Source organism: uncultured Bacteroides sp., from assembly GCF_958445495.1.
In the GTDB taxonomy this organism is placed as follows: domain Bacteria; phylum Bacteroidota; class Bacteroidia; order Bacteroidales; family Bacteroidaceae; genus Bacteroides.
Genome location: NZ_CAUCSQ010000022.1, coordinates 56,876 through 66,568, shown reverse-complemented (window position 1 = coordinate 66,568; position 9,693 = coordinate 56,876). Strand labels below are relative to the sequence as shown.

Here is a 9,693-nt window from a genome sequence, read left to right as displayed (position 1 = left end):
TTTTCGCTAATCACCAAATTTTCAAGTACTTACAATTCGTCGAACTCACGTTATTTATGGCTACTTTTTAAAAAGAAAATATACCTGACAAGCCAAGCGCATGGATATATAGTAAATAATATTGTCTTTATAAAATTAATCCGCACCGATGTACCGCCTTCTGACAACAGTTTTCCGCTTCTTTCCATTTTTATATTTTAATAATAAAATTAGCAAATAATAATCATTGAAAAACATACACATTCATTTACTGTACCTATATATCATTACCTCGCCTATCCTTTTTCATTTTTTTTAGGTATTGTCGTCCTTTGCATATCCAAGTACCTTTGCGGCTGAAAATTCAATTAATTATCTAATCATTATCTATTAAAATGAAAATATTAAACTTTTGGATAGTCGCCGTCATGGCACTATCGCTTTCAACAGTTTTTACCGCATGTAGCAATGACGATGACGACAACAACAATGAAACCAACTTCAAAACGATGACGGTAAATGCTACAGCCTACGACCAGTGGATATATGTAAACTTAAAAGACGGCAATTCCCAGGCTGTCACAATGGAAGGAGAAGACGACGAATCCAAAGTGACTATCGACTGGCAGATTGCCATACACCGTTATACGGAAGTAAAAACGAACGGCGGTTCCGTAGTCCAAACGGAAATGACAGATATGAGCCAAGTCACTTCCATACCTACAAGCGGTTATGTAGCCGACGAGAACGACCAGAAAGTCCTTATAAACTTCAACATGCCTCCACAAGACAAAGACTACATAAAAACTCATGTCAACACTCAAATGGCATGGACGGAAGGAGATGCAATGTCCGGCACACTGACTACGACAAACAAAGTATTCATCTTAAAATGTAAGGACGGCACATATGCCAAACTCCAATTTACAGACTATGCCAATGCAGACAATGTGAAAGGACATGTAACCTTTAACTACGAATACCCCGTCAAATAAAAAATCATGAAAAGAATATTCACGACGTTGTTATGCGTCCTGTCTACACTGTATTTAACAGCGGAGACAGGACGTTTCCACGAAAATGACAATGAGGACTTAAGTGCGCGCCACATCAAAGGAATCGTAGTGGACGAAAACGGACTTCCCCTGCCGGGAGCTTCCGTAGTAGTGGTAGGCACCACTATCGGTGCCGGAACCAACACGCAAGGAGAATTCAATTTAGTCACCAGAGACAAGGAATTTCCCGTATTAAGAGCCAGTTATATCGGGTACACTCCCGCTGAATATAAAATCACCCCCCAAGACTCCTCCAACCGCATCGTAATACGCCTGCAACCTACCCAAAGCTCATTGGAGGAAGTAGTAGTGACCGGAACACGGACGGAAAAGCCCTTAAAAGACGTTCCCGTACTAACCAGGGTCATCGGACAGAAAGAAATCCAGGCGCTCAACCCGATGGATATAGAAACCCTCTTGCAGTATGAACTGCCCGGCATCCAATTCAGTTACAACTCCATGAGCAAACTGCCGGAAATCACCTACCAGGGAATGAGCGGCGAATACCTGTTATTCCTGGTCGACGGCGAACGTATCAGCGGTGAAGGCTCCGACCACAACCCCGACTTCAGCCGTTTCAACATAGACGACATCGAACGCATCGAAGTAGTGAAAGGCGCCCAATCGACCCTTTACGCATCAAATGCCCTGGGAGCCGTGATTAATATCATCACCAAAAGCGCAAACAGGCCTTTTTCCGGCAACATAAACGCCCGCTACGGCAATAACAGCGGACAGAAATATACAGTTTCCGGCGGAACCAAGCAAAGCCGTTTCTCCTCTTTCACCACGATTTCCCATAGAAGAAAAGACACCTATACCATTTCAGATGACAGCGAAACCGAAAGAACGATTATCAACCCGGACGGTTCAACGAGCAAAGACGTCAGTTCATACAGCTCCACCATCCGCGGATACCAAATCTGGGACGCTTCCCAAAAATTCGGTTATGCCTTCACTGACCAGCTCAAAGGAGAAATAAAAGGTACATACTACCGCAATAAACGCGATAACGCTACCGCCAATGCCAAAACAAACGATATTTTCTCCAACTACACGATAAGTGCAAGATTAAACTATCTTTTCAATGCCGACCACAGGCTCGACTTTTCCTATGTGTTCGACAATTACAGAAAAGACATAGACTACTTTTTAGCGGGATACAGCAAGAAAAACTATGAGAACTTCGTACAGACCGCACGTTTGAACTATACCGGAAACTTCAACGACCGGCATACGTTTACCGCAGGAGTAGAGGCGAATTTTGAATATCTGAAACATTATATGTTCAAAGACAGCACGAACTACAACCAGCAGTCTTACGTCATCTACCTGCAGGAAGACTGGAAAGTATCGGATAAAATCAATGTAATCGCAGGGGTACGCACAGACTACCATTCAAAATACCATCTCCGCGTAACTCCGAAGATATCCGCAATGTACAAACCCGTAGAACTGCTCACGTTACGCGCAGGTTATGCACAAGGATACCGCACCCCCACCCTAAAAGAATTGTACGAAGAATACGATATGGGAGGACTGGGAATGTTTACCATTCACGGAGACGAAAACCTGAAAGCAGAAAACAGTTACCAGTTTTCACTATCCGGAGAAGTGAACAAAGGCATATTCTACGCTTCACTATCCGGTTATTACAACAAATTCAAAAACAAAATCATATTGGGCACTCTGGAATACATTGAAGACGGGAAAAGGATGCCGGACATGAAATACATGAATTCCGACAATTCCGAGAGTGTGAGCATGGAAGCCATCGCACGTATAAGAACGGATTGCGGATTGATGTTACAAGGTTCTTATGCATACGTACATGAAAAAGAAGAGTACCAAGGCTACAACTTATCACTCACACGCCCGCATAGCGTGACATTCAACGCCTCTTTCCAGCATAAATTCGGAAAAGTAGACACATCCGTCGCACTATACGGCCAATGGAGTTCCAAACTGCACACCAACCAGTATGACGCAACAGAACATACGATTACCGAATATAACTACGATGCCCGTACTATCTGTACCCTGAACACAAGTGCGCGCTTCCCGCGCGGAATCTCTGTGAGCCTGGGCATAGACAACCTGTTCAACTACAAAGACAAATCGGCAGATGCCGGTATCCAGATACCTGAACAGGGAATCGGCTTTATCGGTACCGTATCCATCAATTTAGCAGACTTATTCAAACTATAAAAAATTACCGAACTACATACAAAGCTAAAAATAAGAGAAATGAAAAAGAAAAGTAAAATCATCTTAGGGGTATGCATCGTTGCAGCAGCGCTGATAGGGATATCCGTATGGAACACCTGGTTCAGCGCCACAAGGATTGCTTTCGTCAACTTCCAGACCATACAACAGGGAAGCATATCGAAAGCCAACGATAATTCATCCGTCAAACTGAGTGAAGTATCTCTCGACGCTCTTGACCGCCTGACCGGTTACGACATGGTGTTTATCAACGGCATGGGATTGCGGATTATCGAAGAACAACGTCAGCAAATACAGCAGGCTGCCGATAAGGGAATTCCGGTATATACTTCCATGGCTACCAATCCCGCCAATAATATCTGTAACCTCGACAGCGTTCAAGAAAACCTGATACGCGGTTATCTGAGCAACGGAGGAAAAGCCAACTACCGGAACATGTTGAACTACATCCGCAAGTTCATTGACGGGAAAGTGTCATCCGTACCGGAAATAGAAGAACCGATAGAAAGGCCGAGCGATATGCTGTATCACGCAGGAACCGATAATCCGGACGACGAACATGAATTCCTTACCGTCACCGACTATGAGGCATTCATGAAGAAAAACAACCTTTATAAAGAAGGAGCGCGGAAAATCATGATTACCGGACAAATGGCAGATGCCACCGGGCTCATCGAAGCACTCGAAAAAGAAGGCTATAACGTTTATCCGGTCCAGTCAATGACAAGATTCATGTCGTTCATTAACGAAATACGGCCCGATGCCATCATCAATATGGCGCACGGGCGTATGGGCGACAAGATGGTAGAATATCTGAAAGCGGAAAACATCTTGCTTTTCGCCCCTCTTACCATCAACAGCCTCGTGGACGAATGGGAAAAAGACCCGTTGGGAATGTCCGGCGGTTTCATGTCACAAAGCATTGTAACACCGGAAATAGACGGCGCTATCCGGCCTTTCGCACTCTTTGCCCAGTATGAGGACAAAGAAGGGCTGAGACACTCCTACGCAATCCCCGAACGCTTAAAAACTTTCGTTTCCACAATCAACAACTATCTGAACCTGGAAACAAAACCCAATAAAGACAAAAAGGTAGCTATCTTTTATTACAAAGGTCCGGGACAAAATGCCTTGACCGCTGCCGGAATGGAAGTAGTGCCCTCGCTCTACAACCTCCTGCTCCGCATGAAACAGGAAGGATACAATGTATCCGGCCTTCCCGCCAGTGCGGAAGAACTGACCCGAATGATACAAGCGCAAGGTTCGGTATTCAATCCGTATGCCGAAGGAGCTTTCGACGAATTCATGAAAAACGGAAATCCGGAACTAATCACTAAAGAACAATATGAAAGTTGGGTAAAAGAATCCCTCCGTCCCGAAAAATATGCGGAAGTCGTCGCTGCCAACGGCGAGTTTCCCGGAAACTATATGGTAACTTCCGACGGACGTTTGGGAGTAGCCCGGCTGCAATTCGGCAATGTCGTGCTGATGCCGCAAAATGCCGCCGGAAGCGGAGACAACTCTTTCCAGGTAGTCCACGGAACGAATGCCGCTCCTCCCCACACCTACATCGCCTCTTACCTGTGGATGCAACACGGTTTTAAAGCCGACGCATTAATCCATTTCGGAACACACGGCAGCCTGGAGTTCACTCCTAAAAAACAGGTTGCCTTATGCAGCAACGATTGGCCTGACCGTTTAGTCGGGGCTGTTCCTCACTTCTATATTTACTCTATCGGGAATGTAGGCGAAGGAATGATGGCTAAACGCCGTTCTTATGCAACATTGCAATCATACCTCACCCCTCCTTTCCTTGAAAGCAGTGTGCGCGGCATCTACCGTGAATTGATGGAAAAAATCAAGATTTACAATAATTCCGCCAAAAACGACAAAACCCAAGAATCATTAGCCGTCAAGACATTGACCGTAGAAATGGGAATCCACCGGGATTTGGGCCTAGACAGCATTGCCAACCAACCCTATACGGAAGATGAAATTGCCCGTATCGAGAACTTTGCGGAAGAACTGGCTACGGAAAAAATCACCGGCCAACTCTATACGATGGGAGTTCCGTACGAACCGGAAAGAATCACTTCCTCAGTTTATGCCATGGCGACAGAACCCATTGCATACAGCCTCCTGGCCCTTGACAAACAACGGGGCAAGGCGACCGATGCCGTCAGCAAACACCGCAGCCTGTTCACGCAGCGATACCTGAATCCCGCACGCCAATTAGTAGAAAAGCTGATAGCCAACCCCGCCCAGGCAACCGACGAACTGATTTGCCGCACCGCCGGAATCACTCCGCAGGAACTTGCAAAAGCGCGGCAAATAGAAGCGGACCGAAACGCTCCGAAAGGAATGCTGGCTATGATGATGGCGGCGGCAGCAAAACAAGACAAGGCTGACAAGGAAAAAACAACAGGAGCACATCCCGCGCAAAGTGAAAAGTCTCCTCACGGGAAAATACCTGAAAGCATGAAAGAAGCCATGAGAAAAATGGGAGCCGGCATGGACAGGGAAAAAGCAATGGAGATAGCCAAAACAATGGGAGCGACTCCGGAAGCCATAAAGAAGATGGAAACCGCCATGAAAGCGAATAAGGGAAAGGCGGAATCTCCAAACATCGCCGATAAAACGGAGAAGAACGGAAAACCGGAGAAACCGCAAGGAATGCAGGGTATGAAAGGCATGATGGCCGCTATGGGAAAAAACGCCAAAGAATATAGCAAAGCAGAAATAGAATTTGCCTTGGCAGTGACAGAAGTGGAACGTACCGTCAAGAATGTAGGAAACTATAAAAATGCACTTCTTACAAGTCCCGAAAAAGAACTGGGCAGCCTGATGAATGCATTGAAAGGCGGCTACACCGCCCCTACTCCGGGAGGCGACCCCATAGCCAATCCCAATGCATTGCCGACAGGACGTAACATGTACGCCATCAATGCCGAAGCCACCCCGACCGAATCCGCATGGGAAAAAGGCATTGCCTTAGCCAAACAGACCATTGAAACCTACAAGCAACGCCATAACGACTCCATACCACGTAAGGTCAGCTATACCCTCTGGTCGTCCGAGTTTATCGAAACGGGAGGGGCAACGATTGCACAAGTACTTTATATGCTCGGTGTGGAACCTGTCAGAGACGCTTTCGGCCGTGTCAGCGATTTGAAACTGATTCCTTCGGAAGAACTGGGCCGCCCGCGCATCGACGTGGTAGTCCAAACCTCCGGCCAGCTCCGCGATATTGCAGCTTCCCGCCTGTTCCTGATTAATCGTGCGGTGGAAATGGCCGCCGGTGCGAAAAACGACACATACGAGAATCAAGTGGCGGCAAGCATCATTGAAACCGAACGGGTCTTGACAGAAAAAGGCCTGAGCCCGAAAGACGCCAGGGAAATCTCGGCTTTCCGTGTATTCGGCGGAATTAACGGCATGTACGGCACCGGCATCCAGGAAATGGTGGAATCCGGCGACCGGTGGGAAAACGAATCGGAGATTGCCGATACCTATCTCAATAATATGGGAGCCTACTACGGCAGTGAGAAAAACTGGGAGACATTCCAGAAATTCGCTTTCGAAGCCGCGCTGACACGTACGGACGTAGTGGTACAACCGCGTCAAAGCAATACATGGGGGGCTTTAAGCCTGGACCATGTATATGAATTCATGGGAGGCATGAACCTTGCCGTACGCAACGTAACCGGCAAAGACCCGGATGCCTACCTCAGCGACTACCGCAACCGTAACAACATGAAGATGCAAGAACTCAAAGAAGCTGTCGGCGTAGAGAGCCGTACCACCATCCTGAATCCTGCCTATATCAAAGAGAAAATGAAAGGAGGAGCTTCTTCAGCAGGCGAATTCGCCGAAGTTATCACCAACACTTACGGATGGAACGTGATGAAACCCGCCGCCATCGATAAAGAGCTTTGGGATAACATTTACAATGTATATGTAAAAGACGGATTCAATCTGGGAGTAAAGAAATATTTCGAGCAACAGAATCCCGCCGCACTAGAAGAAATGACGGCCGTCATGCTCGAAAGCGCCCGTAAAGGATTATGGAAAGCAAGTGAGGAACAAGTGGCCGAGCTGAGCAAGCTACACACGGAGATAGTCAACACCTATCGTCCCTCCTGTTCCGGTTTTGTGTGTGACAATGCCAAATTACGCGATTACATCAGTTCCAAAACAGATGCAAAGACAGCCGCGCAATACAAAGAGAATATCTCCAGAATCCGTGAAGCGAAAACAAGCGGCAACGACAAAGGAGTGGTTATGAAAAAAGAAGAAATGAACCAGGCCGCCGAAGAGCAAACCAACACGCTAAGCAATGTAGCAGTCGGTATCGCCGTAGCCATTGCCATACTGGCCTTGATAGTCTTCGTACGCAAACGTCGCAAAAGCAACCAACTATAAGACAGGAGCCTGCAATTTATAACCCGTAATTTGTAACTATAAAGAAAATGGATACAGTTGTTCTTGTACTTATGCTTCTGACGGCATTCAACTTCCTGTTGAAGCAAACATTTTGGAAACTAACGGCGGTATGCATTATCGCTGTTATCTGCGCCGTGTTTGCCGGATTCATGTGGCCTTATGCCATCGAACAATCCAAGACCCAGATAGCGAACTGGCTTAGCAACCAACCCCTAATGTTGGACACTGCCGTACTGCTTAGCGTGGAAGTCTGCGTGCAGATGGCCTATGCCATGTTAGCCGTTCATGTGGCGAACGATTATCCGGTCAAACCGCGTACGATTGTAATGTACCGTTTCCTCCGCTGGTTTCCGGGCTTATTGATTTTCCCGGTCCTATTCAGCGGCCTGGTGTACCTTATTTTTGCTTTCCCGGGCAGTTCCTTCCAGACCATAGCCTGGAGCTATGCCGCTTTCATCCTGGCAGCCGTTCCCGCCGGCAGATACCTGTTGCTCTATCTACTGCCGGAAAAGGAACTGCGCCTCGAACTGTTTTTCCTGACAAATGCACTGGTAGCCATCCTGGGGATTGTAGCCACCGTCAACGGAAGGACCTCGGCCGCCGGTGTCAGTGAAATAGACTGGAAAGCATTGGCAGGAGTCCTGGCTATCGCTTTGGCAGGAGGAATCATCGGCCTTGCCTGGTGGAACTTCCGGAACAGAAACAAACGGAAAAACGTAAAACAATAAGAAATAATTCAATTACCTATTAAATAATAAACAACATGAATTTCATATCGGATATTTTATACTGGATTTCAACAGGATTACTCGTTCCTGTCATCGTATTATTAATCATTCTCTTTTGCCGGGCATTGCTGCTTGCCGGCAGTTTTTACGGACAATACATGACCATCCGCAAAACCGAAGCCTTGCTCCGTAACGAATTGGGAAAACTGACCTCTGAAACAGTAGGAGAACTGAAATCAAAATTGCCGGAAAAATCAAAATCGCTCGTCATCCTGTATATGCATCAAGTATTGGATGCCCGCGACACCCCCGCACAAGTACAGCGCCTGCTGGCTAATTTCGAAATTGCGGCGGACAAAGACCTCGCCATCTCCAAGACACTGACTAAACTGGGCCCTATCCTGGGGCTAATGGGAACATTGATTCCGATGGGACCCGCCCTGGCAGGACTGGCAAGCGGTGACATCGCTTCCATGGCTTACAACATGCAAATAGCTTTTGCGACCACCGTGGTCGGGCTGGTAGCGGGAGCCGTAGGTTTCCTGACACAACAGGTAAAGCAACGCTGGTACCTGCAAGATATGACTAACCTGGAATTCATTTCCGAACTTCTGAATGAAAACCGTACAACTACTAAACCGGCTGCAAAATGAAACATAACCTGTTACGAAAAGAAGAAGACGCCGACCCAATCAGCGTAGTATCCAATTTGTTCGACGTCGCAATGGTCTTTGCAGTAGCCTTAATGGTTGCTCTTGTCAGCCGGTACAATATGACGGAAGTATTCTCCCAGGAAGATTTCACCATGGTAAAAAATCCGGGTAAGGAAAACATGGAAATCATCACCAAAGAAGGAGAGAAAATCAACCGGTACACTCCCTCGGAAAACCAGGACAAGAAAGAGGGAAAACGCGGTAAAAAAGTCGGTATCGCTTATGAACTGGACAACGGGGAAATAATATACGTTCCCGAATGATACTCATATAACCTCAACACTGCACGGATAATGCCTGCACACAGGACAGCATCCGTGCAGTTCTTTTTCAAGACTCCCCTTCCGGATATCCGGAACACCGGAAAAAGAACGGGACCGGTTAAAAACCGAAGCCAAACAAACAATTCCCGCCAGGCAACACCCAAAAACACCTTTTCCGAATCTGACTTTCTCAGGCAAACAGGTTTGAACTTTCCAGACTAATCTTTTTTCCCCAATTGACGGAACTTTGCCGTGTAATTCACAATAACAATTTATTAAAAAGAAT

General features: G+C 46.7%; 6 protein-coding genes. All 6 read left to right on the top strand.

What is annotated here, in order from left to right:
* Positions 1–374 precede the first annotated feature (374 nt).
* The 6 genes from Q5076_RS09605 to Q5076_RS09580 are packed head-to-tail and all read left to right on the top strand — an operon-like array spanning position 375 to position 9,407.
* On the top strand, positions 375–974 hold the full coding sequence (locus tag Q5076_RS09605; protein WP_303012754.1) for an HmuY family protein: 600 nt from the start codon (positions 375–377) through the stop codon (positions 972–974).
* A 6-nt stretch (positions 975–980) separates the two neighbouring features.
* Positions 981–3,242, top strand: a complete 2,262-nt coding sequence (locus tag Q5076_RS09600) for a TonB-dependent receptor (protein ID WP_303012752.1) — start codon at positions 981–983, stop codon at positions 3,240–3,242.
* Positions 3,243–3,281: 39 nt separating this feature from the next.
* Positions 3,282–7,682, top strand: a complete 4,401-nt coding sequence (locus tag Q5076_RS09595; RefSeq protein WP_303012751.1) for a cobaltochelatase subunit CobN — start codon at positions 3,282–3,284, stop codon at positions 7,680–7,682.
* 47 nt (positions 7,683–7,729) lie between these two features.
* On the top strand, positions 7,730–8,431 hold the full coding sequence (locus Q5076_RS09590) for a hypothetical protein (RefSeq protein ID WP_303012750.1): 702 nt from the start codon (positions 7,730–7,732) through the stop codon (positions 8,429–8,431).
* A gap of 35 nt (positions 8,432–8,466) precedes the next feature.
* Positions 8,467–9,084, top strand: coding sequence for a MotA/TolQ/ExbB proton channel family protein (locus Q5076_RS09585; protein ID WP_303012748.1), 618 nt, complete (start codon positions 8,467–8,469; stop codon positions 9,082–9,084).
* Complete coding sequence (locus tag Q5076_RS09580) at positions 9,081–9,407, top strand: DUF2149 domain-containing protein (RefSeq protein WP_303012746.1); 327 nt, start codon at positions 9,081–9,083, stop codon at positions 9,405–9,407. Before Q5076_RS09585 ends, Q5076_RS09580 begins: the two co-directional genes overlap by 4 nt.
* Positions 9,408–9,693: the final 286 nt, after the last annotated feature.

Coding starts and splice junctions, on each gene's coding strand:
- Q5076_RS09605 (WP_303012754.1), top strand. CDS start 375: ATGAAAATATTAAACTTTTGGATAGTCGCCGTCATGGCACTATCGCTT.
- Q5076_RS09600 (WP_303012752.1), top strand. CDS start 981: ATGAAAAGAATATTCACGACGTTGTTATGCGTCCTGTCTACACTGTAT.
- Q5076_RS09595 (WP_303012751.1), top strand. CDS start 3,282: ATGAAAAAGAAAAGTAAAATCATCTTAGGGGTATGCATCGTTGCAGCA.
- Q5076_RS09590 (WP_303012750.1), top strand. CDS start 7,730: ATGGATACAGTTGTTCTTGTACTTATGCTTCTGACGGCATTCAACTTC.
- Q5076_RS09585 (WP_303012748.1), top strand. CDS start 8,467: ATGAATTTCATATCGGATATTTTATACTGGATTTCAACAGGATTACTC.
- Q5076_RS09580 (WP_303012746.1), top strand. CDS start 9,081: ATGAAACATAACCTGTTACGAAAAGAAGAAGACGCCGACCCAATCAGC.